The organism is Streptomyces lucensis JCM 4490 (assembly GCF_014650035.1).
GTDB lineage: Bacteria > Actinomycetota > Actinomycetes > Streptomycetales > Streptomycetaceae > Streptomyces > Streptomyces lucensis.
Window position 1 is genome coordinate 106,232 of record NZ_BMUE01000006.1, and the last position, 25,953, is coordinate 132,184.

Consider the following 25,953-nt stretch of genomic DNA (forward strand, 5'->3'; position numbering starts at 1 on the left):
GCGCTCGCACACAGCACCCTCACCGGAACGGACGATCGGGCGGATAAACTCACCGCCGGCGGCAGGCGCCGAAGATTCGCAGCAGGCACAGGGGAGGCCGCGGTGGCGGTGAACGCCAAGAAGATCGCCGTGTACGCGCTGGCGGTCTTCGCGCTGTACGTGATCATCACGGATCCGGCCAAGGCGGCCGATTACGTACAGGTAGGCTTCGAGGGCATCTCGGACGCGGCCAAGGCCATAGGCGACTTCATGACCTGGGCCGCCAACGGAGGAAAGAGCTGAGGTACTCCCCATGATCCGCCACCTGGTCCTCTTCAAGCTCAACGAGGGCGTCGAGCGCGACGATCCACGGGTCGTGGCGGGCGTGGAGGCCTTCCGGGCCCTCGGCGGCCAGATCGAGGAGCTGCGCTTCTGGGAGTGCGCCTGGAACATCAGCGACCGTCCGATCGCCTACGACTTCGCGATCAACTCCGCCGTCGAGGACGCCGACGCGCTCAAGCGCTACCTGGAGCACCCGGCGCACCAGGCGGGCGTCGCGCTGTGGCGCGAGTTCGCCACCTGGGTGATCGCCGACTACACGTTCTGAGTCTTTCGGCCCGTCGGCCCCCCGCCGTGACGGCGGGGGGCTTTTGTGTGTCCCGGGGCCCAACTTGGCGCAATTTGAACCCAACACGGCGTTATGCGGTGCTTGCACACAGCGGACCTGTCTTGTGATGCTATGACCGCTTTTGACGGATGATTGACCGATGAAGAGGTGGCGTTGACCGTGTCGGCCAGTACTGCGCCACCCCAGGAGGATGCGCCCGCCCCGGCCCCTCCAACCCCCGGAAAACGCCGCGGGGCCGACACTCGGGCCCTCACCCAGGTGCTCTTCGCCGAGCTGAAGCAGCTCAAGCCGGGAACGCCGGAGCACGACCGCGTACGGGGGGCGCTGATCGAGGCCAACCTCCCGCTCGTCCGCTACGCGGCCGCCCGCTTCCGCTCCCGCAACGAGCCGATGGAGGACGTGGTCCAGGTCGGCACCATCGGGCTGATCAACGCCATCGACCGCTTCGACCCGGACCGGGGCGTGCAGTTCCCGACCTTCGCGATGCCCACCGTGGTCGGCGAGATCAAGCGGTACTTCCGGGACAACGTCCGCACGGTCCACGTACCGCGCCGGCTGCACGAGCTCTGGGTGCAGGTCAACAGCGCGACCGAGGACCTCACCACGGCCTTCGGGCGCTCACCGACGACCGCGGAGATCGCCGAGCGGCTGCGGATCAGCGAGGAGGAGGTGCTGTCCTGCATCGAGGCGGGCCGCTCGTACCACGCCACCTCGCTGGAGGCCGCACAGGAGGGCGACGGACTGCCCGGCCTGCTCGACCGCATCGGCTACGAGGACCCGGCCCTGGACGGCGTGGAACACCGCGACCTCGTCCGGCACCTCCTCGTGCAACTCCCCGAGCGGGAACAGCGAATCCTTCTGCTGCGCTACTACAGCAATCTCACCCAGTCCCAGATCAGCGCCGAACTCGGCGTCTCCCAGATGCACGTCTCGCGGCTGCTCGCCCGTAGCTTCCAGCGGCTGCGGTCCGCAAATCGGATCGACGCATAGCCGGCGTCGGACCGAAGCACGCCGGGCGTTCACCCGATGCATAGCGGGCGCACGGATGCACGGCCCCCACAACGCTGCATCGCAAACCTGAACGAGCCGTAACCGGTGCGAGCGAATCGCTCACCAGGGCTGTTGCCGACAGTTGTGGTCCGATAAAGCGTCAGACCCCTTCTTTCCAGGGCCGATTCACCTGTGACATGTCGACATGTCACTACAGCGTGTTGCCGACATGTGACATTCTGCCGGAAGCGCGTTTGCCGGGGCTCCGGCTCCGGTATTCAGGTGAAGGCTGCGTTGCTCGAAAAGGCAGCACCGCCGCGACCGTCCCGCGACCCAAAGGGGGTGGCATGTCCGCAGAACAGGGCAGCTCGAAGGTGCTGACGCCGACGAAGAGCGAGACAGCGCCCAAGGAGTTCGACGCTCTCGACGTGCTCGACGACGTCACGGCACTCGCCGCCGTGCCGGCCCCGGCCGTCCCCTCCGCCGCGCCCGTGGAGGCCGCCGCGCCCGTGGAGGCCGCCCCGGCCCTGCCGGCCCCGGCGGACATCGACACCCGCACCCTGTCCCGCTCCCTCTTCCTGCGGCTCGCCGCGCTCGGCGAGGACAGCCCCGAGCGGGCGTACGTCCGGGACACGCTGATCGAGCTGAACCTGCCGCTGGTCCGCTACGCGGCCGCCCGCTTCCGCAGCCGCAACGAGCCGATGGAGGACATCGTCCAGGTCGGCACCATCGGCCTGATCAAGGCGATCGACCGCTTCGACTGCGAGCGGGGCGTGGAGTTCCCGACGTTCGCGATGCCGACGGTGGTCGGCGAGATCAAGCGCTTCTTCCGCGACACCTCGTGGTCGGTGCGCGTTCCGCGCCGCCTCCAGGAGCTGCGCCTGGCCCTCACCAAGGCGAGCGACGAGCTGTCCCAGAGGCTGGACCGCTCCCCGACGGTGACGGAACTGGCCGCCGCGCTCGGCGTCTCCGAGGAGGACGTGGTCGACGGCCTCGCGGTCGGCAACGCCTACACCGCCTCGTCCCTCGACTCCCCGGCCCCGGAGGACGACGGCGGCGAGGGCTCGCTCGCCGACCGCCTCGGCTACGAGGACACGGCACTGGAGGGCGTGGAGTACCGCGAGTCGCTGAAGCCGCTGCTGGCCAAGCTTCCGCCCCGGGAGCGCCGGATCATCATGCTGCGGTTCTTCGCCAACATGACCCAGTCGCAGATCGGCGAGGAGGTCGGCATCTCGCAGATGCACGTCTCCCGGCTGCTCACCCGGACCCTGGCCCAGCTGCGGGACGGCCTGATCTCCGACTGAGACCCTCTGGCCCATGGCCGCCGGTGCGCCGTCACGGCAGCGCCGGCGGCTTCGTCCGTCCCCGCGCGGCAACGGCCGCCGGCCCGGACTGCGGTGGCCCGCCGGGACCGCGTCCGCGCACGCCTCGACGCCCGGCGTGCGCGGCTGGGCAGGCACGTCGGGCGCGGGACAGCTCCGTCCGGGGGGAAGCGGCCCCTACTTGAGGGCCAGCCAGGCGACCCCCGCCACCACGGCGAGCGCCACGACGATGCCGACGATCAGACCGATGCGGGGACCCGAGGAGGCCGCCGCCTGCTGCTGCCGCCCCTGGGGGGCCTCGTCGACGAACGCGCGGAACATCTGGGTGCTGCCGGCGGGGTCGTAGCTGCCCTGGGGGCCCTGGGTGTTAGCCATGCCCCGAGACACTAGCGAATCCGCGTGACCGGCCCAAGTGCGGGGCCACCGGGACAGACGGGGGCACGCCACCCCTGTCCACCTGCGCATTTACACAAGCAATGCTTGCCTTTGCCAACTTTTTACGCCCGCTCGCCCCTCTTTATTTGCCTGCAGCAACCAACCTATCTATGGTTGCCCTAAGCAACGAATACGGGAGGTGTGATGGCCGAGCAGGCGCAGTACGAAGAGCTGGTGCGTCAGTTCAGCGCCTTCGGAGCCGTGAAACGGGACCTGGGGCGGATCCTGCCGTCCGAGTGCCCGGCCGGCTCGGCCGCCGTGCTGACACTGCTCGGCCGTCACGGCGACATGCGCATGAGCAAGCTCGCCGAGCTGCTCGCCGTGGACATGTCGGTGACCAGCCGGCACGTCGCGCACGTCGCCGCACGCGGCTGGATCGAGCGGTCCCCGGACCCGGCGGACAAGCGCTCGCGCATCCTGCGCCTGACGCCCGAGGGGCTGGAACAGCTCGACGAGCTGTCCCGGCGGACCACGCACCTGCTCGCCGAGCGGCTGGCCGACTGGACCGACGACGAGGTCGGCCAGCTGATCCGGCTGATGGCGCGCCTGCGTGCCTCCTTCGGCGACTGCCGGTCCGCCCCGGTGCGGACCGCCTCCGCGGCCGCGCCCGTGTTCGAAGAGACCACCCGTACACCCGCAAGTACGTAAGCAAAGGAAGCCCATGGCAACGACCACACCAGCCGGTGTGCGGGCTCACGCCAAGCACGGGGGAGGATCGGGTCACGCCCCGATGACCCACCGGCAGATCATGGAGGCACTGTCCGGGCTGATGCTCGGCATGTTCGTGGCGATCCTGTCGTCCACGATCGTCTCCAACGCCCTGCCGGAGATCATCGGTGACCTGGGCGGCGGTCAGTCCGCCTACACCTGGGTGGTCACGGCCGCCCTGCTGTCGATGACCGCGGCCACTCCCCTGTGGGGCAAGCTCGCCGACCTGTACAGCAAGAAGGCGCTCGTCCAGATAGCGCTGATCATCTACGTGGTCGCCTCGATGGCGGCCGGCCTGTCGCAGAACCCGGGCATGCTGATCGCCTGCCGCGTGGTGCAGGGCATCGGCGTCGGCGGTCTGTCGGCCCTGGCCCAGATCGTCATGGCGGCGATGATCTCCCCGCGCGAGCGCGGCCGCTACTCCGGTTACCTCGGTGCCACCTTCGCCGTCGCCACGGTCGGCGGCCCGCTGCTCGGCGGTGTCATCACCGACACCTCCTGGCTGGGCTGGCGCTGGTGCTTCTACGTCGGTGTCCCCTTCGCGGTCATCGCGCTGATCGTGCTGCAGAAGACGCTGCACCTGCCCGTGGTCAAGCGCGAGGTCAAGGTCGACTGGAGCGGCGCGTTCTTCATCTCCGCCGCCGTCTCCCTGCTGCTGGTCTGGGTCACCTTCGCGGGTGACAAGTACGACTGGCTGTCCTGGCAGACCGCCGCGATGGTCGGCGGTTCGATCGTCCTCGGCCTGCTCTTCGTTCTCGTGGAGGCCAAGGCGAGCGAGCCGATCATCCCGCTGCGCCTGTTCCGCAACCGCACCATCACGCTCGCGTCGCTCGCGTCGCTGTTCGTCGGTGTCGCGATGTTCTCCGGCACCGTGTTCTTCAGCCAGTACTTCCAGCTGGCGCGGGACAAGTCCCCGACCATGTCGGGTGTCCTGACCATCCCGATGATCGCCGGCCTGTTCGTCTCCTCGACGGTCTCGGGTCAGTTCATCACCCGCACCGGCCGCTGGAAGTCGTGGCTGGTCAGCGGCGGCGTCCTGGTGACGGCCGGCCTGGCCCTGCTGGGCGGCATCCGGTACGACTCCGAGTACTGGAAGATGGCGATCTTCATGGCCCTGCTGGGCCTGGGCATCGGCATGATGATGCAGAACCTGGTCCTCGCCACGCAGAACCAGGTGGCGCCCTCCGACCTCGGTTCGGCCAGCTCCACGGTGACCTTCTTCCGTTCCCTCGGCGGCGCGGTCGGCGTCTCCGCGCTGGGTGCCGTGATGTCCCACCGGATCACGCACTACGTGACGGACGGCATCGCCTCCCTGAGCCCCAAGTACCAGGCCGCCCTGGCCGGTGGCTCCGGCTCCACCGACACCATCCCGGACATGGACAAGCTCCCGCGGCCCATCCGGACGCTGCTGGAGAGCGCCTACGGCCACGGCATCGCCGACGTCTTCCTCATCGCCTCCGCCCTCGCCGCGGTCGCCTTCCTGATCACGCTGTTCATCAAGGAGGTCCCGCTGAAGACCAAGGGCGCTCTCGCCCAGGCCGCCGAGGGTGAGGCCCCCGTGGCCGACCCCGTCGCCGCTCCGGTCGTCGCCGAGGCCCGGGCCGCCGAGCCGGTTCCGGCCGCGGCCGCCGCCTCGGTGTCCTCGGGAGCCGAGGACACGGCCACCGCGCAGACCGGCCGGCAGTTGTCCGCCGTCGCCACCATCGCCGGGCCCGGCACCGGTGGCGGCACCCCGGTCCACGGCTTCGTCCGCGGCGCCGAGAGCGTCCCGGTCCCGCAGGCCGCGGTGACCCTGATCTCGCTCTCCGGCCGCCAGCTGGGCCGCTCGGTCGCCCAGGCCGACGGTTCCTACGCGGTGGACGCGCCCGGCACGGGCAGCTACGTCCTGATCGCCTCCGCCGACGGCTACCAGCCGCAGGCCTCCACGATCGTGGTGGGCGAGGAGCCGCTGGCGTACGACATCCTGCTCAGCGGCACCAGCGGGCTGACCGGTGTGGTCCGGGCCGCCGGAAGCGCGCTGCCGGTCAAGGACGCGATGGTGATCGTCACCGACGTCCGCGGCGACCTGCTGGCCACCGCCGCCACCGGGGAGCAGGGCGAGTTCGCCCTCACCGACCTGGTGCCGGGCACCATGACCGTCGCGGTCAACGCGGACGGGTTCCGGCCGCGTGCGCTGCCGGTCGAGGTCGGCGCCGCCGGGATCACCCGGATCGAGGTCGACCTGGACGCCGGTGCCCGTCTCCAGGGTGTCGTCCGCGCCCCGCACGGTCCGCTGGCCGACGCCCGCGTGACGCTCGTCGACCAGGCGGGCAACGTGGTCGGCACCGCCACCACCGGCTCGGACGGGGCGTACGGCTTCGCCGACCTGGACGGCGGCGAATACACCGTCATCGCGACGGGTTACCCGCCGGTGGCGACGGCCCTCACCGTCTCCGGCCCGGGAGTCGACGGCCACGACATCGAGCTCGCCCACCCCGGCGAGTAGTACGGCCCACGGCCCGTGGCGCGCGCCGCCCCTCAGGTGCGGCGCGCGCCACGGGCCGATCTCATACGACCGATTCATATGCCTTTTCAGGGAGAAGACGGGATGGGACTGACCGCGAAGATCCGTACGCGGGACGGCTGGGCCGTGTCGCACGCGGTCGTCACGGTGACCGACATGACCGGTGCGCAGGTGCTGCGGGCCGAGGCGGACACCGAGGGGGCCGTACGGGACACCACCGAGCTGGCGCCGGGGGCGTACACGGTGATCGTGACGGCCGTCGGGTACGCGCCCGCCGCGTCCAGCGCGATCGTCACCGCGAGCGGCCGGGCCGAGGTCGGCACGGTCACACTGGCCCGGCAGGGCGGCACCGAGCTGCCGCCGCCCGGCCCCTGGACGATCGACCCGGTGCACTCCTCCGTCGCCGCGGTCGCCCAGCACCTGGGCATCTCCAGCGTGCACGGCAGGTTCACGGAGTTCGGCGGCACCATCGAGATCGCGCCCGACGACGTCACCAAGTCCCGCGTGGCGGCGGTGATCCGGGCGGCCTCGATCGACACCGGCAACAGCATGCGGGACACCCACCTGAAGTCGGCGGACTTCCTCGACGTCGAACGGCACCCGGAGATCGCCTACCACTCGACCGGTGTGACCGCCGCGGGCTCGGACCGCTGGACCGTGCACGGCGAACTGTCCATGCACGGTGTGGTGCGCCGGGTCGACCTGGACCTCGCCTACCTCGGCACCGGCGCCGACCCGTGGGGCGGCACCCGGGCCGCCTTCCGCGCCACGGCCGAACTGCACCGCGAGGACTTCGCGATGAACTACAACCAGGTCCTCCAGGCGGGCATCGCCGCCATCGGCACGACCCTGAAGGTCGAACTCGACATCCAGGCGGTCCAGGGGGAGTCCCTGCCCGCCGCCTAGGCCGTCGTCGAACTCCCGGCGTCACGGGGCAGGCGGGAGTTCGACGACAGGGCCTAGGGGCGGCCGGAGGGCCTAGTTCTCCGTCGCGCCCACGATGCGGCGGGCCAGGTCGCGGAGCTTGGTGTTCTCCCGCTGGGAGGCGCGCACCAGGCTCTCGAAGGCCGCCGCCGCGTCGATGTCGAGGCGTTCCATCAGGATGCCGGTGGCCTGGCCGATCAGGTCCCGGGTGTGCATGGCCTCCGTCAACTGCTCACGGACCGTCACCGAGTTCAGGGCGAGGCTCACATGGGCGACGAACAGCCGGCCCAGGCGGGCGGCCGTCTCGTCGAAGGCGTGCGGGGCGCGGGCGTAGGCCGTGAGCACGGTCAGCCGGCGTTTGTCGGCCCGCAGCCGCATGGACAGGACCGAACGCAGCCCGGGCCGCTCACCGTCCTTGCCGCCGCTGTCCGCCATGCGCACCACCGGCGAGGTCCACAGCCGCTCCCAGTGCGGCAGATCACGGGGCTCGGCCTCGCGCACGATGTCGTCGGTCCAGGCCACCGTGCGCAGCGTGTCACCGCGCTCCAGCTCGAAGACCCCGGCGTGTTCGGCGCCGGGGAGCAGGTGCACCGCCAGGCGGGCCGCCGTGTCCAGGGTGGCGTCCGGCGTGGTCGTCTGGTGCAGCTCACGCGCGGCGGCCGTGAGGGCCTCGGCCAGTTCGAGGCCGACAGCAGGACCGGACACATCGGAAAAGTCGGACGAAGCCACCACGAACCTCTCGGATGGCACGACCGCATGGCCGTGCACAGGAGAGCTCCGCAGCACATTCCCGACTGCGAGCACAGGACATCAGCACTTTAGCTGCTCCATTGCGGTGAAGTGACCTGCGCCCGGAGCGCGGGACGTCGTCGGCGCGCCGACGCGCCGAGCCTGTGCCCGGCAGGGTCAGGATGAAGCCGCGACCGCCCCTCTAGGCTGCGGCCATGGCACCGAACATCGCGACCAACACCCGGGTATCGCTGGACGAGCTGCTGGACTTCGTACGCCCCCGCCACCGCGCCCTGCTGATCACGCGCCGCGCCGACGGCGCGCCACAGGCCTCCCCGCTGACCTGCGGCGTGGACGACTCGGGCCGGATCGTCGTCTCGACCTACCCCGAGCGCGCCAAGACCCGCAACGCCAAGCGGGACGAGCGGGTCAGCCTCGTCGTCCTGAGCGACGACTGGAACGGCCCCTGGGTGCAGATCGACGGCACCGCCGAGGTCGTCGACGCACCCGACTCCGTCGAACCTCTGGTGGAGTACTACCGGAACATCGCCGGTGAGCACCCCGACTGGGACGAGTACCGGGGGGCGATGCTCAGGCAGGGCAAGTCCATCATCCGGGTGACGCCGCTGCGGTGGGGTCCGGTGGCCACCGGGGGCTTCCCGGCGCGACTCGCCACCGGGGACTGAACCGGGGCCGGTGCGCGGCGGGTCAGCCGCGCTCGACCATCGCCTCGATGCCGGCGATCAGCAGGTCCAGGGCGAAGGTGAAGTCACGGTCCATCATCTCGGCGACCGTGTCGCCGCCGCGGGCGTCCATGATCCGCCTGGCCTCCTGGACGAAGTCCGCGGTCGACGGGTCCTGGCCCGCCGAGTCCATCGCCTGCCGGTAGTAGTCGTCCGGGGTCAGGCCGGAGCCCTCGATCCGGGACAGGAACTGGGCCTCGACCGTGCCGTAGCCGTACACGAACTGGAAGACGGCCGAGATCGCGCTCATCACCCGGTGCGCGGGCAGCCCGGCACGGCCGAGGGTCCGCTGCACGCTGCGGGAGAACTCCCGCGAGTGGGGGCCGATGTTCAGGTACTGGCCGGCCAGCCGCGACAGCCACGGGTGGCGCACCAGCAGCGCCCGGTACTCGGCGGCCAGCGCCCTCAGCCGCTCCCGCCAGTCGGTCCCGTCCTCCTCGGCGGGCAGCCGCAGCTCGCCGTAGACCGCGTCCAGGGCGAGTTCGAGCAGGTCGTCCTTGGTGTCGACGTACCAGTACAGGGACATCGCGGTGACGTTCAGCTCGCCCGCCAGCCGCCGCATGGAGAACTTCGCCAGCCCCTCGGCGTCCAGCAGCCGCACGGACGCCGCGGTGATCCGCTCCCGGTCCAGACCCGTGGGCTGTCCGCCGCGCCCACCGCGACGGGCCGTCTCCTCCAGCCACACGCTGCTCCGCGCCGAGCGGCCCGCTGCCTTCGCCATCGGCGGCCCTTCCTCCGAGAGGTTCGCTGTTCCCGCACGCCTACCCATACCCCGCGGGTCAGGAAGCGACCACCGGCACGACCATGCCGTGCACCGCACAGCCGGGGCTGTGCGGTGCACGGCACGGGGACTTCTCGTCAGCCGCTCGTCAGCCGCTCGTCCTCCGCGTCAGGTCGTAGAAGGTGGCCGATCCGGCCGTCACCTTCTTGAAGTTGCTCTGCACCCACGAGCTGATCTGCGCCGACGTTCCGCTGTTGCCACCGCCCATGCCGCCGCCGGCGATGAAGTAGTGGATCCTGCCCTCCTCCACGTACTTCTTGAACTGGGCCAGGGTCGGGGACGGGTCGGTGCCGTTGAAGCCGCCGATGGCCATGACCGGGTCACCCGTGGCGAGCTGGTAACCGGCCGCGTTCTGGGAACCGATGGACGCGGCGACCCAGGTGTACTCGGACGCGCCCTTCTCCAGCAGCTTCCTGGCCGCGGAGGACACGCTCGCCCCGTTCAGCAGGCCGCCCACGCCTCCGCCGCCGCCCATGCCGCCTTCTCCCATGCGGCCCGCGCCGGGGAAACCGTTGCCGTTCTGCCGGCCCTGCTGGCCCTGCTGGCCTTGCTGACCTTGCTGGCCCTGCTGGCCCTGCTGGCCTTGCTGGCCCTGCTGGCCCTGCTGGCCTTGCTGGCCCGGCATGCCGCCGCCGAAGCCGCCGCCCGGGAAGCCGTTGCCGTTCTGCCGGCCCGGCTGAGCCTGTTGCCCCTGCTGCCCCTGCTGCCCCTGATGGTTCTGGCCGGGCATGCCGCCGCCGAAGCCGCCGCGCATCCCCCCTCCGCCGGGACCCCCGCCACCGGGACCGCCCATCCTGCTCGCCCCCGCGGGGCCGGCCGTGACGATCGAGCCGGTGTGGCCCTGCTGGAGCGTGCTGAGGGTGTACGCGGTCGGCCCGGCCAGCGCGGCCACGAGGCCGGCCGCCGCCGCGGCGAGGGCCACGCGCCGGGGTGTCTGGCCCGCGAAGACCAGGCCCAGCGCGGCGGCCAGACCGCCGACCAGCACCAGCCACTTCAGCCAGGGCAGGTAGTCGGAGGTGCGGTTGAGCAGCACGTAGCCCCAGGCCGCCGCCGCGACCACGGATGCGGCGAGGGTGATCGACGCCCACGGCTCCCGCCGCCTCTCCCACAGAAGCCCGGCGCCCATGCCGGTCACGGCCGCGATGTAGGGGGCGAGGGCCACGGTGTAGTACTGGTGGAAGATGCCCGCCATGTAGCTGAAGACGGCCGTGGTCATGAGCAGGGAGCCGCCCCAGACCAGGAACGAGGCACGGGTGACGGACGTCCTGCGGGCCCTGCGCGTGGCCACGAGACCGGCGGCCAGCAGGACCAGCGCGGCCGGCAGCAGCCAGGAGATCTGGCCGCCGACCTCGGAGTCGAACATCCGGTTCCAGCCGGTCTCGCCCCACATGCCGGTGCCGCCCCCGCCACCGCCGCCCCCGCCGCCGCCCCCGACGCTGCCGGTCTCGTCGCCGTTCAGCCGGCCGAGCCCGTTGTAGCCGAAGGTCAGCTCCAGGAAGCTGTTGTTCTGGGAACCGCCGATGTAAGGGCGGGAGGACGCGGGCCACAGCTCCACGATCGCGACCCACCAGCCGCCCGAGACGACCAGCGCGAGCGTCGCCGCGGCCAGCTGGCCGAGTCGCTTCCTCCACGGCACCGGCGCGCAGACCGCGTACACGATCGCGAGCGGCGGCAGGATCAGGAAGGCCTGCAGCGTCTTGGCGAGGAACGCGAAGCCGATCGCGACACCGGCCCACACCAGCCACTTCGTACGGCCGTCCTCGACGGCGCGGACCACCAGGCAGCAGGCCGTGGCCATCAGCAGCGCCAGCATGGCGTCCGGGTTGTTGAACCGGAACATCAGCGCCGCGACGGGTGTGAGCGCGAGCACCGCGCCCGCGACCAGACCGGCCGCGGGGCTGAACCGGCGGCGTACGGCGCCGTACACGACTGCGACGGTCGCCACGCCCATCAGCGCCTCCGGGGCGAGGATCGCCCACGAGTGGAGGCCGAAGATCCGGACCGAGAGCTCCATGGGCCACAGCGAGGCCGGGGGCTTGTCGACGGTGATGGCGTTGCCGGCGTCCAGCGAGCCGAAGAAGAACGCCTTCCAGGACGTGCTGCCCGCCTGCACGGCCGCCGAGTAGAAGGAGTTGGCGTAACCGGAGGCGCTCAGGTTGTACAGGTAGAGCAGGAGGGTGGCGGCCAGCAGGCCGAGGAAGGCGGGGCGCACCCAGCGGGGGTCCTCGGGGCGGCCGCGCCGGAGTCTGCGCACGAAGGGCTGCCGGGGCGCACCGGCCTCGGAGCCCGCGACGGCCGGGAGGCCGGCCGGGGAATGGGCCGCGGAGTCGGCCGGGGAATCGGCCGGGGAATCGGCCGGGGAGGCGTTTTGCGGTGCGCGCACCGTCGGGGGAGCGGTCGGAGGCGGACCCCACACGGCCGGGGATCCCTGGTGCGTCGTCGGGTCGGAGTGGGTGGTCATCGGGGGTCCCCCGGATCGGTGTCGTGGTGAGGGCGCACCGGCTGCAGGCGCATGGTGGCGTCCCTCCAGTTGCCGTCCGCGGCGGCCTCACCGGCGCGGACCTGGGTGGTCTGGTGGGTGGTCTGGTGCGACCGCGGGTACGACGGCTCGTACGCCTGCTGCCGGTCCGGTGCCGGGCGCGTCGGCAGCGGCCCGTACGGAGCCGTCGTGCGGTGGGCCGGCGAGGACGGGGTGAAGGCCATGACCACCGTCGGGTCGCCGCCGGAGGCCGACTCGCCCCGGTCCGGGAAGACCCAGGCGCGGAAGAGCAGGAACCGCAGCACGGTCGCCGCGAGGTTGGCCGCGATGAGCACCGCCAGCTCGGTGGAGTGCGCCGCACTGTCGGTGGCCGCGCCGAGGGCGGCCAGGGAACCGCTGGTCAGGGCGAGCCCGATGCCGAAGACGACGAGGCCCTGCGCCTGGTGCCGTACCGCCCCGCCCCGCCCGCGCACTCCGAAGGTGAGCCGGCGGTTGGCGGCCGTGTTGGCCACGGCCGAGACCAGCAGCGCGAGGGCGTTGGCGATCTGCGAGCCGGAGAACTGCCGGAAGGCGCCGTAGAGAACGAGGTAGAACAGGGTCGACAGGCCCCCGACCACGCAGAACCCGACGAGCTGGCGGGCCAGCCCCTTGGGCACGTCGGGCAGGTCACGGTCGCGTGGGTCGTCGCCGAAGGGCCGGGTCAGCCGGTCCAGCGGCAGCGAACCGGTGGCCAGCGCCCTGCCGATCCGCCACACGCCCCGCAGGTCGTCGGTGGCCGTCCGCACGATGTGCACGGTGGAGTCCGGGTCGTCGACCCAGTCGACCGGCACCTCGTGGATGCGCAGCCCCGCCCGCTCGGCGAGCACGAGCATCTCGGTGTCGAAGAACCAGCCGGTGTCCTCCACCAGCGGCAGCAGCACCTGGGCCACATCGCGGCGGATCGCCTTGAAGCCGCACTGCGCGTCGGAGAAGCGGGCCTGGAGGGAGCCGCGCAGGATCAGGTTGTAGGCCCGGCTGATGAACTCCCGCTTGGGGCCGCGCACGACCCGGGAGGCGCGGGCGAGCCGGGAGCCGATCGCCAGGTCCGAGTGACCGGAGATCAGCGGCGCCACCAGCGGCAGCAGGGCGTTGAGGTCGGTGGACAGGTCGACGTCCATGTAGGCGAGGACCGGCGCCTCGGACGCGGACCACACGGTCCGCAGGGCGCGGCCGCGGCCCTTCTGCTCCAGACGGAAGCTGGTGACCTCGGGGATCTCCGCCTCCAGCCGCGCCGCCACCAGCGGGGTGGTGTCCGTGGACGCGTTGTCCGCGACGGTGATGCGGAACGCGTAGGGGAAGGTACGGGTGAGGTGCTCGTGCAGTCTGCGGACGCACGGCCGGAGGTCCTTCTCCTCGTTGTAGACGGGGATCACTACGTCCAGGACAGGCGTTCCGGCGTCTGTGGCCGGGAGGTGCTCCCGCGCCGGCAGGGTGCCGGGAGAAGAGTCGGTTCGCATGCACCGACTCTGCTCAACCGCCCTGTCGCGCCCATGTGGTGGAACTGTGCTGTGCCTGTGAGTGCGGGGGCCGGTCCATGTCGGCGTCCGGGTGCGCCACGGCGGGGATGAGCACGGGCAGGTGCACGGTGAAAGCCGTCCGCCCCGGCACGCTGTCCACGGTCACCGCGCCCCCGTGCGCCGCCGCGACGGCCTGCACGATGGCGAGGCCGAGGCCGGTGGATCCGGTGGCCCGGGAGCGCGCGGAGTCCCCGCGGGCGAACCGCTCGAAGACGTGCGGCAGCAGGCCGGGCGGGATCCCCGGCCCGTTGTCCTCGACGTCGACGCACATCCAGGCACCGCGCCGCTGCACGCGCGCGGTGACGGTCGTCCCCGGTGGCGTGTGGTTGCGGGCGTTGCCCAGCAGGTTGACCAGCACCTGCTGCAGACGGGCCGCGTCCGCCGACACCAGGGCCGGTTCGTCGGGCAGGTCGAGCCGCCAGTTGTGGTCCATGCCGGCCGCCCGGGCGTCGCTGACCGTGTCGACGACGAGCGGGATCAGGTCGGTCCGCTGGAACTGCAGCGGCCGTCCGGCGTCGAGCCGGGCGAGCAGCAGCAGGTCCTCCACGAGGAGGGTCATGCGGCCGGCCTCGGACTCGATCCGCCCGAGGGCGTGCCGGGTGTCGGGTCCGACCTGCTCGCGCCCGCGCCTGGTGAGCTCCGCGTACCCGCGGATGGAGGCGAGCGGGGTCCGCAGCTCATGGCTGGCGTCGGCGACGAACTGCCGTACCCGGGTCTCGCTCCGCTGGCGGGCGTGCAGGGCGCCGTGGACATGGTCCAGCATGCGGTTGAGCGCGGCGCCGACCCGGCCGACCTCGGAGTGCGGGTCGCACTCCGACTCCGGGACCCGCTCGCTCAGGTTCACCTCACCCGAGTGCAGCGGCAGTTCGGAGACGCGGGTGGCGGTGGCGGCGACCTTGCGCAGGGGGCGGGTGGCGAGGCCGACGAGCACGTAGCCGGCGATGACGGCGGCGCCCAGGCCGGCCACGGTGACGCTGACCTCGACGAGGATCAGGGTGTTGATCGTGTTGTCGACCGACGAGGTGGGGACGGCGACGTAGAAGTCACCGTTGTAACCCGTCCGGTACTCGACCCGGTACTCGCCCAGCCCGGGGAGGTCGACGGTGTACTGCCCCCCGTCCACCCGGGGCACGGCCGCGAGGACGGCGCGCTGCGCCTTGGTCAGCGGCTTCGCGCTCATCTCGAAGTCGCTGGTGGACTTCACGCCACGCTGGGCACCGGTGATGACGCCGCCCTCGACCTCGGCGGCGGCGGTGCCCGGGAGCTGCGGGCCCTTGGTGACGAACTCGGCGAGGTCGGTGGGGTGCTTGAGCTTCCGGCCGTCCGGTGCGATGCCTCCCCCGGGCTGCTGCCCCGGCGGCCCGAAGGAGCCGGACGCGCGCGAGGCGGCCTCGTTCAGCTGGCCGTTCAGCTGCTCGTACAGGTGCGAGCGCAGGGCCAGCGTCGTCACCGTGCCGATCACGGAGCAGACCACGGCGATCAGCACGACGGACGCGACGACGAGCCGCGTCCGCAGGGTGCGCGGCTGGCCCGCCCGTCGCGTCCGCAGGGTGCCCGGCCGGCCTGGCCGCCGCTTCCGCCGACGCGGCCGTCGTCGCCCGCTCATGACACGGCGGGCTTGATCAGGTATCCGGCCCCCCGCCGGGTGTGGATCATCGGCTCGCGCCCGGCGTCGATCTTCCGCCGCAGGTAGGAGATGTACAGCTCGACGACGTTGGCCTGCCCGCCGAAGTCGTACGACCAGACCCGGTCCAGGATCTGCGCCTTGCTCAGCACGCGCCGCGGGTTGCGCATCAGGAAACGCAGCAGCTCGAACTCGGTGGCGGTGAGGTGGATGGAGTCACCGCCCCGCGCGACCTCGTGGCTGTCCTCGTCGAGCGTGAGGTCGCCGACGACGAGCACCGAGTCCGACCGGCGGTCGGCGGCGCCGGAACGCCGGATGAGCCCCCGCAGCCGCGCGACGACCTCCTCCAGGCTGAACGGCTTGGTGACGTAGTCGTCGCCGCCGGCGGTGAGCCCGGCGACACGGTCCTCCACCGCGTCCTTGGCGGTCAGGAACAGCACGGGCACGTCCGGCAGTTCGCGGCGCAGCCGGCCGAGGACGGCCAGCCCGTCCATGTCCGGCAGCATCATGTCGAGCACGACGGCGTCCGGCCGGAAGTCACGGGCCGTCTGGAGGGCCCCCTGACCGTCCCCCGCGCTCCTGATCTGCCAGCCCTCGTAACGAAGAGCCATGCTCAGCAGTTCGGTGATCGACAGCTCGTCGTCCACCACGAGCACGCGGACGGGGCTGCCGTCCGGCCTCAGCAGTTCGGTGCGCCCCTGGGGCGAGGTCGTGGTCATGGCGGACACCTTGTCGGGGCCCTCTGAGAAGACGCTTTCCAGAATCTGTGATTTCCCTGAGAAACCCACAGGTGCCTCTCAGGGAACCCCTGGGAAGCGCGTCAGGAGCGGTGGAAGGCGTGGCTGTGCTCGACCTTCGCGATGTGGATCGCGTACCGCTCGTACCAGTGTTCGCGCCCGTGCCGCTTGGCCGCGAGGTGCTCGGGGTGCTGCCGCCAGCGTTCGATGCCGTCGAGGTCCCGGAAGTAGGCGACGGAGATGGCGAGGCCGCCGGGAGTGTGGGCGGAGTCCTCGCCGAGGAAGCCGGGCACGTCCCGCACGAGGCGGGAGAGCCGGTCCGCGGCGGCGCGGTACCCGTCCGGGTCCTCGTCGGTGCGGTGCGCGGTGAACACGACCGCGTAGTAGGGCGGCTGGGGGACGGCGCCGGTCACGTCCGGCTCTGTTGCGTGAGGGCTCATGCGACCACGGTCGGCCGCGGGGCCGTCCGCGTCCACGGCGATTGCCGAAAGGGATCCGTACGGGATCCAAGTCTTTGCCCTCCCTCAGAAGAGCCCCTCCTGCTCCCTCCTGAACTCCCTGACGGGATGAGTGCACCCGCTGTCCCCCGAGTCGGTGGGCAGCAACCCCCAGCCGGTCATCAGCCGGGTGTCGAGCACGACCACCCCGCGTCCGCCGACGGCCAGATGCAGATCGGGCCCGGCGGCCGCGACCAGCTCACCGCTCACGCCGCCGCCGGGCACCAGCTCCACGATCTCCCCGACCGCGTCCGCGGCCCCCGCCAGCCCGAACACCCCCACGTGGTCATGGACCCGGCAGGGCTCCGGGCGCAGCGACTCCGGCCACCCGGTGAGCGCTGCGGCCCGCGCGTGCAGCTCCCGCACCTCGGCGGCGCGCTCCGCCGCCGTCCCCGGCAGCAGCGAACGCACCGCCCGCTTCCCGGCGTACGGGATCCGGTCCGGCACCCGCAGCGCGGCCCGCAGCAGTTCCTCGGTGCGCCGCGCGGCCATCAGCGGACCGGTGCCGAGCCAGCTGAAGCAGACGGCGCCCTGTTCGAGCAGCCGGGCCGGGCCGCGCTCGGCGGCGGTGATGCCGACCTTGACCATGCCGGGACCGAACCAGGCCAGGTAGACGCGGTAGGGCCGGGGGTCGTCGGCGATCGTGTCGGCGGCCACGGAGTGCGCCCGGTCGAGCCGCGCGCACTCCTCGCACCGGCCCCCCGTACCGCGCCCGGGCACCGTGGCCGACACGGGGCAGGCATGCCCCCTGGCCCCCACGCACGTCCGCCCGGCCCCCTCCGGCACGGCGAAGGCGACCCGCTTCCCCCGGGGCAGCGCACTGCGCCGCCCGCCGTCCCACACCAGCACGGGTCCGTCCGGCGACCAGCGCAACCCCGAGCACTTCCACACCTGTGCCATCACTCGTGAGGGTAGGGGGTGGGTCCGACAACGGGACCGGGCGCCCGGGACGGCCGTTCGCCCATGCGCCGGCGTCAGCTATGCGTCAGCGGCCCCCCTGGCGGGAACGGCCGCCACCGGGGCCGTGCTCACCCGCCGTCCCCGCCCCGCCAGCCGGCAGCTCACGCACCCGGGATGCCCGGAGCGCGCCCGGGCGTCACGCACGCGCATCCCCCACTGGTCCCGCGGCCGTACCCCCGGCGGCTTGCCCCAGCCGGACAGGTGCAGTGCCCACGTCACCAGAACGCTCACCGCCACGACGGCGAGCCCGGCCCACACCACCGGCAGCGAGGCCGTGCACACCCCCAGCCCCACCACACCGCATCCGACGGTGGCGATGCCGAAGCCGGTCCAGCCGGCGATCGTGTGACCCTCGTCGTACAGACTCATGGAGCCCCCCCAGGGAAGCCATTCCCTCACGGACTAAGAAGTTCACAGCCTAATATCTCACGAGCTAAGGGAATACGACAGATGCACGGCACGCCGCGACCGCCCGTCTCGCCGGCCCAGGCGCTGTCGGCGATGGACCACCTCATCGCCGCCCACCTGATCGGCCAGCAGGAGCTGGCCCGGCGGCTGGGCCTGACCGTCACCGACCTGACCTGCTTCGCCTTCGTGCTGGAGGCCGGTGAGGACCTGCTCACGGCCGGCGACCTCGCGGCCCGCGCCCACGTCACCACGGGCGCGGTGACCGGCATCCTCAACCGTCTGGAGCGGGCCGGTTACGTCACCCGCCGCCCCGACCCCAGCGACCGCCGCCGCGTCCGCGTGGCCGCCGTACCGGCCGCCGTCACGCGCGTCGAGGCGGTGTACGCGGGCCACTACGAGCGGCTGACGGCCCTGTTCTCCGACTACTCCGCGGGCGAACTGGCGATCATCACCGACTGGTTCACCCGCGCCACGGCCCTGGCCCACGAGTACCTGGAGAAGCTGAACCGGAACGATCCGCAGGAGGAGTGCTGAGCCGAAACCCGCACGGCGGCGGCCGCCTGACGGCCTGTCGCCCTGCCGCGCCCCGCCCCGTCCCGGGCGGACCCCAGGGCTGCACCGCGGCGCCTCGACGCCGAGCTTGATCAGCACGACACCCGTCACCCGTCGTCTGTGGCCTGTCGTGCGACGGGCACGGACCGACGACGGTGAGCACACCTCGGGCGCACCGTACCCAGCAACGCGAGAGGCCCGGGATCCCTCCGGGGCCTCTCGACTGTGTGCACTCGGCAGGCTTGCTGGATGCCGCAGAGGCTTGCCTCGTGCTCAAGACCGCCCGCTCCCGCCGCCTATACGCCTGTGGGCTTCCGCCCATGTCCACGGCCTGCGGCGGTGAGGCCTCGCCCTCACGTGGGCGGATGTTGATCTCCCCGACATACGTGTGGAGACGCTCGGGCACAGCACGATCACGATGACGCTCGACACGTACGCGCACATGATGGGTACGACGCTGCGGGCGGCTGCGGATCGGATGCACGACGCGCTGGGCGAGGATCCAGAGGAGATCTCGTAGGCGGATGCCTTCGTCACGTCGTCCGGTCGGCCAACGTGTGCGTTGATGTCACCCGCTGATGTCAGAGGCCCCGCCGGTCGAACCGGCGGGGCCTCTGATCTATGTGCACTCGGCAGGATTCGAACCTGCAACCTTCTGATCCGTAGTCAGATGCTCTATCCGTTAAGCTACGAGTGCTTGTTCTTTTGTTTCTTTGTCTTCGCTCCCGGTCCTTTCGGCCCGCTCGCGGCGACAGGAAGAACATTACATGACTGCCGCCGTCATGTGAAATCCGATCCGTGCACCCCTTGTGACCTGCGGAAACGTCCAGAGCAGGGTTGCGGGCCGGGAACGCCGAAGCCCCGGTCCTGGGGACCGGGGCTTCGGGATCGGTGCGGAGGCGGAGGGATTTGAACCCTCGATGGGCTTTAAGACCCAAACCGCATTAGCAGTGCGGCGCCATAGACCGGACTAGGCGACGCCTCCAGCACAACCGCTCACGCGAGCGCGCGATCGGTGCGTTGCAGATGATGACACAGTCGGGTGCGGTGTCACCAATCGCCCCCCACGGTACTAGGCAGTCGGGTCGCAGGGCAAAGGGCTTCGCCCGGCGCGGCGAAACGGCGGCGGGGCGCGGAGGTGGCGCGCAACGTGCGGCGCGTTCGGGCGTTGGACAGGGCATGATCTCCGCTCTGTCGATCGCCGGGCGGCGCGTCCTCGTGTCGTCGCTCGCCGCCGTCGCCTGCCTCGTCCCGCTCACCGCCGTGCCCGCCGCGGCGGCCGGTGCCATGCCGCCGCCCGTCCGGCCCGAGGACCAGCCCGCCGGCGATCACCTCACCGTCGTCGTCCGGCACGCCGGGACCGGACGGGACGGGACGTACGAGGTGTTCTGCCACCCGGACGGCGGAGGGCACCCGGACGTGGCCGGGGCCTGCCGGGCGCTCGACTCGCACGCCCGGTGGGGCCGGGACCCCTTCGCCCCGGTGGACCCCGACAGCGTCTGCACCCAGCTGTACGGCGGTCCGGCCACCGCCCGCGTCACCGGCAGCTGGGCCGGGCGCAGGGTCGACGCCACGTACGACCGCGGCGACGGCTGCGAGATCGGACGGTGGGACCGGATGGTGCCCCTGCTGCCCCGGCTGGGTCCGCCGGCCACCTGAGCGCGCCGGCCCGGGCGGAGGGGTCCCCGGTGGAACCAACCGTGACGTAAAGGTCCCGCGAAGGTCTCGCGGAGCCAAGGGGTGCGCTCACGCGTTCGTTGTCACTTCCCCGTGGGACCTCCCTCTCATCCGGCGTCGCGAACGCAACCCGTGCCCTTAGACTCCCTCGCGTGACACGTCGCGGGCCGGTTGGCAAGATGGCCCGAGCGGTCGGCAAGGTGCGGTAACAGGGAGGAAGCGTTTCGTGAGCAGCAGGCCATCCCGAGGCGCTGCTCGCCTCGCTGCCATACTCGACGCGCTGCCGGACGCGTTGGTCCTGGTCAACGCCAACGGCACCGTCGTCAACGCCAACACCATCGCGTTGGAGGCCTTCGAGGCGCCGGGGACCGCGCTCGTCGGGCGCGGGCTGCTCGATCTGCTGCCGCAGTTCGACTCCAGGCTCATCCCCGGATCCATGCGGCGACCCGATCACATGGACCCGCGCGGGCGGACCAAGCCGACGCGGATGATCGCGCGGCGGACCGACGGGACCGAGTTCCCGGTCGAGGTCACGAGCGCGAACCTGGAGAACGGGCAGCAGGCGTACGACGGTTACGGCTACACCGGCGACGAGCTGCTGATGCTCGTGGTGCGGGACCTGTCCGGAACCGTCGACACCGAGGCCGAGCTGGCCCGGTCGCAGCGGCAGACGGAGATGATCCTGCGGGCCGCGTCGGAGGGTGTCGTGGGCACCGACACCGACGGGCGGATCGTGCTCGTCAATCCGGCCGCCGCCCAGATCCTCGGGTACCGGGCGGGCGAGCTGGGCGGCAAGGAGCTGCACACCCTCGTCCTGCACTCCCGCGCCGACGGCTCCCCCTTCCCCTACGACGAGTCGCCCCTCGCCGACACCCTGCGCTCCGGACGCAAGCACCGGGTGCGCGGGCAGGTGCTGTGGTCCAAGGGCGACGCGAAGGTCTCGGTCGACCTGACCACCGCTCCGGTGCGCGACGGCGATCAGCTCGTCGGCGCCGTCATGACCTTCACCGACCGGCGGCCCTACGACACCCTCGCCGAGGAGAAGGCCGCGCTGGAGAAGGCGCACGCCGACGAGCTGGAGCGGCTCTCCGAGGAGCACGCCTCCGATCTGACCGCCCTGCGCCAGGAGCACGTCACCGAGGTCGAGGAGCTGCGCGAGCAGCACGCGGAGGAACTGGCGGCCGGCGACGAGCGGTACGCCGCGCTCGCCGAGCGGGAGAAGGACCGGTACGAGGCCCTCGCCGGACGGCACGAGCAGCTGCTCACGCTGCTCGGGGAGTCGCTGCGCGGCCCGCTGGACGAGCTGCGGCGCGAGCTGGCCGCCCTCGCCGCGGACGACGCGGGACAGCTGTGGCCCGAGGCCAACCAGGTGCTGCACCACCTGTCCGCCGGGTACGCGCGGATCACCACCCTCATCGACAACGTCCTCGGCTACCAGCGGCTGGACTCGGGCGGTGAGGACATCGCCCGTACGAAGGTGATGCTGGACGCCGTCGTCGCCGCCGGTGTGGACGGGGCCGTCGAGCTGATCGGGCCGGGACGGGTGCAGTTCGCCGTGCACGCGCCGCCGATCGAGGCCGAGGTCGATCCGCAGCGGCTCGCCACCGCGCTGGCGCATCTGGTGGCGGACGTGGCGGGTGTCGACGCGACCGGCAACACCCCCGTCTCCACGGGCGGTTACCTGGACAACACCGTCGTGGTCGCCGCCGCGCAGCGCGGTGAGGTCGCGCGGATCGAGGTGCGCGGACCGTACTCCGGCGGGGATCCGGTGCACGAGCCGATCGTGCGCGGCATCGTGCGCGCCCACGGCGGGGTGCTGCAGACGCACGAGGTGCCGGGCATGAGCGGCAGCGCCTACGTCCTGGAGGTGCCGCTCGGCGGTGGCGCCGGGGCGGTCTCCGCGCCGCAGCTCCCGGCCGCCGTCGAAGTGGCGGCCGAGGGAGCGGGTGCGGGCGAACAGGGTGCCGTGGTCACCGGCGGACGGCGGCGGGCCCGGCGGGCCTCCACGGACGCCTTCCTGGAGAGTGACGTTGCCGGTGCGGGCGAGGCCCCCGGCGAGGCGGAGGCCGGCACGCCGACCGGCCGGCGCCGTCGGCGTGCCGGCATGCCCGCCGAGGAGGCCGCCGCGGTCGCGGCCGAGATCCCCGAGACCGCGTCCGGCGGGACCGGACGGCGCCGGGGGCGGCCCGCCGAGAGCGGCGCCGACGGTGCCGGCGCGGATGCCGGTGACGACGAGGGTGTGGCCGAGGGCGCCGTGGTGACCGCGGCCGAGCATGCCGCGGGAGCGGCCGCCTCCAACACGGCACTCGGCGGCGCCGTGCCGCCGCAGGGCGTGCCCGGGCCCGGTGGCCGCCGCGCCCGCCGTGACTCCGGCGAGCCGCAGGCCGCGCTGCCGCCCGCCCTGCCCGTGGCCGGCGCGGGGCCGGCGCCGGGTGCGGTGGCCGTCCCGGGCGCCGAGCCGGTTCCCGGTGGCCAGGCCGTCCCGGCCGAGGGCGCGCAGCCGACCGGACGGCGCCGGCGTGCGCTGGCCGCCGCGGCGGAGCGTGCCGCGGGCCAGGAGGCGGGCGGCGCCCGCACCGTCTTCGCCCTCCCCCCGGCCGAGGCCGACCGCTCACCCGAGTCCGGGCCCGCGTCCGCGGAGGCCTCCGCGACCGCGATCGGCGGGACCGGGGCACCTGGTGTGCCGGTCGCTCCCGCGGGCGCCGGTACGCCTGTGGCTCCGGGCGCGGGCGCGCCGGTCGGCCCCGACGCGGCGGCGGTTCCCGGCACCGGCGTTCCGGTCGGTCCGGGCGCCGTCATGCCCGGCGCCCCCGGCGTCCCAGGCGTCCCCGGCGCCGACGCCGCCTCGCCCGTGGGCGCCGGTGTACCCGGCGGTCCGGGCGCCGCCGTTCCCGGTTCCGTTCCCGGCCCCGAGGCCGGTGTCCTGCCCGGGCAGGTGCAGGTGCCCGTCCAGTCGCCGGTGAGCGCCGAGAACGTGCCCGGCGCCGACGGCCGGCACGACGCCGTTCCGCTCGACCAGGCCGCGGACCACACTCCGCCGCAGCCGCACCCCACCAGTGCTCCCACCGGTCGGCGCCGCCGGGCCGTGGCCCGGCCGGGCGAGGCCGCCCAGGCGGTGGCGCCGGGGACCGCCGCCGGGGAGGCGGCGCCCGGCGGACCGGCCGTACCGGCGGCGCCGGTACCCGCGCCCGGCGCGGCGATGCCGCCGGCTCCCGCTCGGCAGGACGCGGTGCCCGGCATTCCGGCGCAGGGTACGGCCGGACAGTCCATCCCCGTCCAGGCCGGCCCCGCGGGAGCCCCGGTCCAGGTGCCCGGTCAGGCCCCCCCTGTCCAGGTGCCCGGTCAGGCCCCGGTGGCCGCGCAGGCGGGGCCCGGCCCGCAGCCCGGCACCGCCCCCGGCGCCGCCGTACCCGGCCAGCAGGTGGGCGGGCCCCACCCCGTGGTGCCCGCCCAGGGCACCGCCGGCCGGCCCGTGACCGCGGCACCCCCCGCGCAGCCCGGCACCCCGCCCGCCGGCACTCCGGTGGCGCCCCCGGCCGCCCAGCCGCTGCCGGCGGAGTCGGCCACCGGTCAGGTACCGGCCGTGCCCGCGGCAACCGTCCCGCAGCAGTGGCCCGGCGCCGACGACACCTCCGGCGCGGGCATGCCCGTACCGCAGGCGAACCCGGGCACCCCGGCCGCCGGCACCCCGCTTCCCGTGGATCACACCGGTGCGCGGTCCCAGCGGGCCGCGCAGCCGCTGCCCGCCGAGGCCGCAGGAGCGGCCGGAGCAGCAGGAGCAGCAGGAGCCGCTGGCGCCGCGGTCGATCCCCACTCGACCCAGGGACGGGCGATCAGCGTCCGGACGCTCGGGCAAGGTGTGCCGTTCGCACGTCAGGCCGCCCAGGTGCAGCAGCCGACGGCGACCCCGCCCCCGCACGCGCCGGGCGGTTCCGGGCGCCGTCGCAAGCTCGGCACGCCCCCGGACCCGGCCGCGCGCCCCGAGTTCCAGCAGCAGGAGCAGGCCGCCCGACCGCATCCGCCGGCCGAACCGGTGCCCGCGCAGCCGTCACTCCCCGGTCAGTCCCGCCTCGCCCCGGGCACCGAGGGTGCCGGACGGTCGTACGCCATAGGCGCTCCGGGACCCGACGCCGCCGAGGGGCCCGAACCGCTGGACGGGCCCGGCGGTGCCGTCGAGGTGGCGGACACCCCGCGGCCGCAGCCGTTGGACGACGAGCTGCCCCCGGAGCCGCTGGACAACCCGCGCCGGCTGCTGGTGTGGCCCGCGCCGGACGTGACGACCCAGCAGGCGCTGAGCGACCGCGGCTACCGGCCGGTCATCGTGCACTCCCGGGAGGAGGTCGACGCCCAGATCGCGGCCTTCCCCGCCGCGCTCTTCGTGGACCCGCTGACCGGACCCATCACTCGTACGGCGCTGCAGTCGCTGCGCCAGGCCGCCGTGGCCGCCGAGGTGCCGGTGCTGGTCACGGCCGGGCTCGGGCAGGCGACGCGCGAGGCGGCGTACGGCGCCGACCCCGCCGTACTGCTCAAGGCGCTGGCGCCCCGGGACAGCGAGCAGCATCCGCCGCGGGTGCTGCTCATCGAGGAGCACGCGGAGATCGCGCTGGCACTGACCGCGACGCTGGAGCGGCGCGGGATGCAGGTGGCACGGGCCGCGAGCGAGAACGACGCGGTGACGCTGGCGGGACAGTTCCGGCCGAACCTCGTGGTGATGGACCTGATGCAGGTGCACCGCAGGCAGGCCGGGATCGTGGACTGGCTGCGCGCGAACGGGCAGCTCGACCGGACCCCGCTCGTCGTCTACACGGCCGCCGTCGACCAGGCCGACCTGCCCCGGCTGGCCTCGGGCGAGACGGTGCTGTTCCTCGCCGAGCGGTCCACCAGCACCGAGGTGCAGTCGCGGATCGTGGACCTGCTGGCCCGGATCGGCACCAACTAGGCAGCGGCAGGGGGTGCGTGCCGCCGCGCGGCAGCGCGCACCGCTCCGTCGGGGTCTCCGTCGGCATCTCCGTCAGGACGTCCGTCGGGGCTTCCGTCAGGGCGCGATCAGCCTGCGGGCCGCCTCCTTGATCGAGGCGCGCAGGCGGTCCTGGTCGCTGTCCTCGGCCCCGGTGAGGATGCGCCGCATCTGCGGCACGACCGAGGTCCAGTTGGCGAGCGCGACCAGCAGGAACAGCAGGTCTCCCGCCGGGATGGTGTCGGTGATCACGCCGCGGGCCTGGCCGTCGGCGACGGCGGCGACCTTGCCGGCGTAGTGCTCCTGGCGGGCGGTCTCGTCGGGCAGCTCCGCGGTGCCGTACTCGATGCCCTCCCAGAACAGCAGGCGCAGCAGTTCGGGGTGGGTGGCGTGGTAGTCGAGGACGCGGTCGATCCAGCCCTCGATGTCGTCGGGATCGACGGGGACGGCGGCCGCGAGGTCGACCATGCACGTGCCGAGAACCTGGGTGAACAGCTCGGCCTTGTTGCCGAAGTAGGCGTAGATCAGCTGTTTGTTCGCCTTGGCCTCGGCGGCGATGCGGTCGATGCGGGCGCCCGCGATGCCGTGCCGGGCGAACTCGGCGACCGCCGCGCCGAAGATGCGGGCCTTGGTGGCCTCGGGGTCCCTCACTGCTGCCATGAGGACAGGGTAGGGCGGCGAGGAGAGGTAACCAACTATTTGGTTGACGGGAATGCGAGGCCGGGGCAGGCTGTTGGAGAGTTCCAACCAACCAGTTAGTTGTG

General features: G+C 72.8%; 22 protein-coding genes and 2 tRNA genes. 11 read left to right on the forward strand and 13 right to left on the reverse strand.

All coding sequences use genetic code 11. The features are described from left to right. Nucleotides 1–102: 102 nt before the first annotated feature. The 4 genes from IE177_RS15695 to IE177_RS15710 all read left to right on the forward strand — a co-directional run bounded on the left by IE177_RS15695 (nucleotide 103) and on the right by IE177_RS15710 (nucleotide 2,901). Nucleotides 103–282, forward strand: a complete 180-nt coding sequence (locus tag IE177_RS15695) for a hypothetical protein (protein ID WP_190015947.1) — start codon at nucleotides 103–105, stop codon at nucleotides 280–282. Nucleotides 283–292: 10 nt separating this feature from the next. Next, nucleotides 293–586: a Dabb family protein gene (locus IE177_RS15700; RefSeq protein ID WP_190015948.1), complete on the forward strand. Its 294-nt coding sequence runs from the start codon at nucleotides 293–295 to the stop codon at nucleotides 584–586. Between the two features lie 174 nt (nucleotides 587–760). After that, nucleotides 761–1,597 (forward strand): RNA polymerase sigma factor SigF, encoded by an 837-nt coding sequence (locus IE177_RS15705; RefSeq protein ID WP_308431565.1) that lies wholly within the window; start codon nucleotides 761–763, stop codon nucleotides 1,595–1,597. A 347-nt stretch (nucleotides 1,598–1,944) separates the two neighbouring features. Continuing rightward, nucleotides 1,945–2,901, forward strand: coding sequence for an RNA polymerase sigma factor SigF (locus IE177_RS15710; protein WP_190015950.1), 957 nt, complete (start codon nucleotides 1,945–1,947; stop codon nucleotides 2,899–2,901). Nucleotides 2,902–3,096: 195 nt separating this feature from the next. Here the strand turns inward: IE177_RS15710 and IE177_RS15715 are convergent, their stop codons facing one another. After that, nucleotides 3,097–3,294 carry a hypothetical protein gene (locus IE177_RS15715; RefSeq protein ID WP_190015951.1) on the reverse strand — a complete coding sequence of 66 codons (198 nt, stop codon included), beginning with the start codon at nucleotides 3,292–3,294 and terminating at the stop codon, nucleotides 3,097–3,099. 204 nt (nucleotides 3,295–3,498) lie between these two features. On the opposite strand from IE177_RS15715, the gene IE177_RS15720 reads away from it, so the two are divergent. From IE177_RS15720 to IE177_RS15730, 3 genes are all read left to right on the forward strand, one after another. Beyond that, nucleotides 3,499–4,002, forward strand: coding sequence for a MarR family winged helix-turn-helix transcriptional regulator (locus tag IE177_RS15720; protein ID WP_190015952.1), 504 nt, complete (start codon nucleotides 3,499–3,501; stop codon nucleotides 4,000–4,002). 82 nt (nucleotides 4,003–4,084) lie between these two features. Next, the gene (locus IE177_RS15725) at nucleotides 4,085–6,547 is read left to right on the forward strand and encodes an MFS transporter (RefSeq protein WP_506005054.1); all 2,463 of its coding nucleotides are present in this window, start codon (nucleotides 4,085–4,087) and stop codon (nucleotides 6,545–6,547) included. A gap of 102 nt (nucleotides 6,548–6,649) precedes the next feature. Beyond that, nucleotides 6,650–7,471: a YceI family protein gene (locus IE177_RS15730; RefSeq protein ID WP_190015954.1), complete on the forward strand. Its 822-nt coding sequence runs from the start codon at nucleotides 6,650–6,652 to the stop codon at nucleotides 7,469–7,471. Nucleotides 7,472–7,543: 72 nt separating this feature from the next. Here IE177_RS15730 and IE177_RS15735 read toward each other — a convergent pair whose 3' ends face one another. Further along, complete coding sequence (locus tag IE177_RS15735; protein ID WP_229816059.1) at nucleotides 7,544–8,194, reverse strand: GAF and ANTAR domain-containing protein; 651 nt, start codon at nucleotides 8,192–8,194, stop codon at nucleotides 7,544–7,546. 239 nt (nucleotides 8,195–8,433) lie between these two features. Between IE177_RS15735 and IE177_RS15740 the strand changes: the two genes are divergently transcribed. Beyond that, on the forward strand, nucleotides 8,434–8,904 hold the full coding sequence (locus tag IE177_RS15740) for a PPOX class F420-dependent oxidoreductase (RefSeq protein ID WP_190015956.1): 471 nt from the start codon (nucleotides 8,434–8,436) through the stop codon (nucleotides 8,902–8,904). Nucleotides 8,905–8,926: 22 nt separating this feature from the next. Here the strand turns inward: IE177_RS15740 and IE177_RS15745 are convergent, their stop codons facing one another. The 8 genes from IE177_RS15745 to IE177_RS15785 form a co-directional block, all read right to left on the reverse strand. Next, a complete protein-coding gene (locus IE177_RS15745; RefSeq protein ID WP_190015957.1) occupies nucleotides 8,927–9,682 on the reverse strand; it encodes a TetR/AcrR family transcriptional regulator in 756 nt (251 codons plus the stop codon). Between the two features lie 148 nt (nucleotides 9,683–9,830). After that, on the reverse strand, nucleotides 9,831–12,203 hold the full coding sequence (locus IE177_RS15750; RefSeq protein WP_190015958.1) for an ArnT family glycosyltransferase: 2,373 nt from the start codon (nucleotides 12,201–12,203) through the stop codon (nucleotides 9,831–9,833). Next, nucleotides 12,200–13,717, reverse strand: coding sequence for a bifunctional glycosyltransferase family 2/GtrA family protein (locus IE177_RS15755; protein WP_190015959.1), 1,518 nt, complete (start codon nucleotides 13,715–13,717; stop codon nucleotides 12,200–12,202). The genes IE177_RS15750 and IE177_RS15755 overlap by 4 nt, the downstream gene beginning before the upstream one ends. Nucleotides 13,718–13,730: 13 nt before the next feature. Next, the gene (locus tag IE177_RS15760; RefSeq protein ID WP_190015960.1) at nucleotides 13,731–15,383 is read right to left on the reverse strand and encodes a sensor histidine kinase; all 1,653 of its coding nucleotides are present in this window, start codon (nucleotides 15,381–15,383) and stop codon (nucleotides 13,731–13,733) included. Next, nucleotides 15,380–16,120: a response regulator transcription factor gene (locus IE177_RS15765; protein WP_190015961.1), complete on the reverse strand. Its 741-nt coding sequence runs from the start codon at nucleotides 16,118–16,120 to the stop codon at nucleotides 15,380–15,382. The genes IE177_RS15760 and IE177_RS15765 overlap by 4 nt, the downstream gene beginning before the upstream one ends. A gap of 101 nt (nucleotides 16,121–16,221) precedes the next feature. Beyond that, complete coding sequence (locus IE177_RS34810) at nucleotides 16,222–16,578, reverse strand: antibiotic biosynthesis monooxygenase family protein (protein ID WP_229816060.1); 357 nt, start codon at nucleotides 16,576–16,578, stop codon at nucleotides 16,222–16,224. Nucleotides 16,579–16,662: 84 nt separating this feature from the next. Then, entirely contained in the window at nucleotides 16,663–17,535 is an 873-nt protein-coding gene (locus IE177_RS15780; protein WP_190015964.1) for a DUF2797 domain-containing protein, read from the reverse strand. A gap of 78 nt (nucleotides 17,536–17,613) precedes the next feature. Further along, a complete protein-coding gene (locus IE177_RS15785; RefSeq protein WP_190015965.1) occupies nucleotides 17,614–17,964 on the reverse strand; it encodes an HGxxPAAW family protein in 351 nt (116 codons plus the stop codon). An 81-nt stretch (nucleotides 17,965–18,045) separates the two neighbouring features. On the opposite strand from IE177_RS15785, the gene IE177_RS15790 reads away from it, so the two are divergent. Next, nucleotides 18,046–18,537, forward strand: coding sequence for a MarR family transcriptional regulator (locus IE177_RS15790; protein ID WP_190015966.1), 492 nt, complete (start codon nucleotides 18,046–18,048; stop codon nucleotides 18,535–18,537). A gap of 642 nt (nucleotides 18,538–19,179) precedes the next feature. Here IE177_RS15790 and IE177_RS15800 read toward each other — a convergent pair. Together IE177_RS15800 and IE177_RS15805 are read right to left on the reverse strand one after the other, a co-directional pair. Then, nucleotides 19,180–19,252 (reverse strand) — tRNA-Arg (locus IE177_RS15800). 197 nt (nucleotides 19,253–19,449) lie between these two features. Then, a tRNA-Ser gene (locus IE177_RS15805) sits at nucleotides 19,450–19,540 on the reverse strand. Nucleotides 19,541–19,734: 194 nt separating this feature from the next. Here IE177_RS15805 and IE177_RS15810 point away from each other — a divergent pair. Continuing rightward, complete coding sequence (locus tag IE177_RS15810) at nucleotides 19,735–20,214, forward strand: SSI family serine proteinase inhibitor (protein WP_190015967.1); 480 nt, start codon at nucleotides 19,735–19,737, stop codon at nucleotides 20,212–20,214. Between the two features lie 244 nt (nucleotides 20,215–20,458). Further along, the gene (locus IE177_RS15815) at nucleotides 20,459–25,171 is read left to right on the forward strand and encodes a PAS domain-containing protein (RefSeq protein WP_190015968.1); all 4,713 of its coding nucleotides are present in this window, start codon (nucleotides 20,459–20,461) and stop codon (nucleotides 25,169–25,171) included. A 96-nt stretch (nucleotides 25,172–25,267) separates the two neighbouring features. Here the strand turns inward: IE177_RS15815 and IE177_RS15820 are convergent, their stop codons facing one another. After that, complete coding sequence (locus IE177_RS15820) at nucleotides 25,268–25,849, reverse strand: TetR/AcrR family transcriptional regulator (RefSeq protein ID WP_190015969.1); 582 nt, start codon at nucleotides 25,847–25,849, stop codon at nucleotides 25,268–25,270. Between the last annotated feature and the right edge of the window lie 104 nt (nucleotides 25,850–25,953).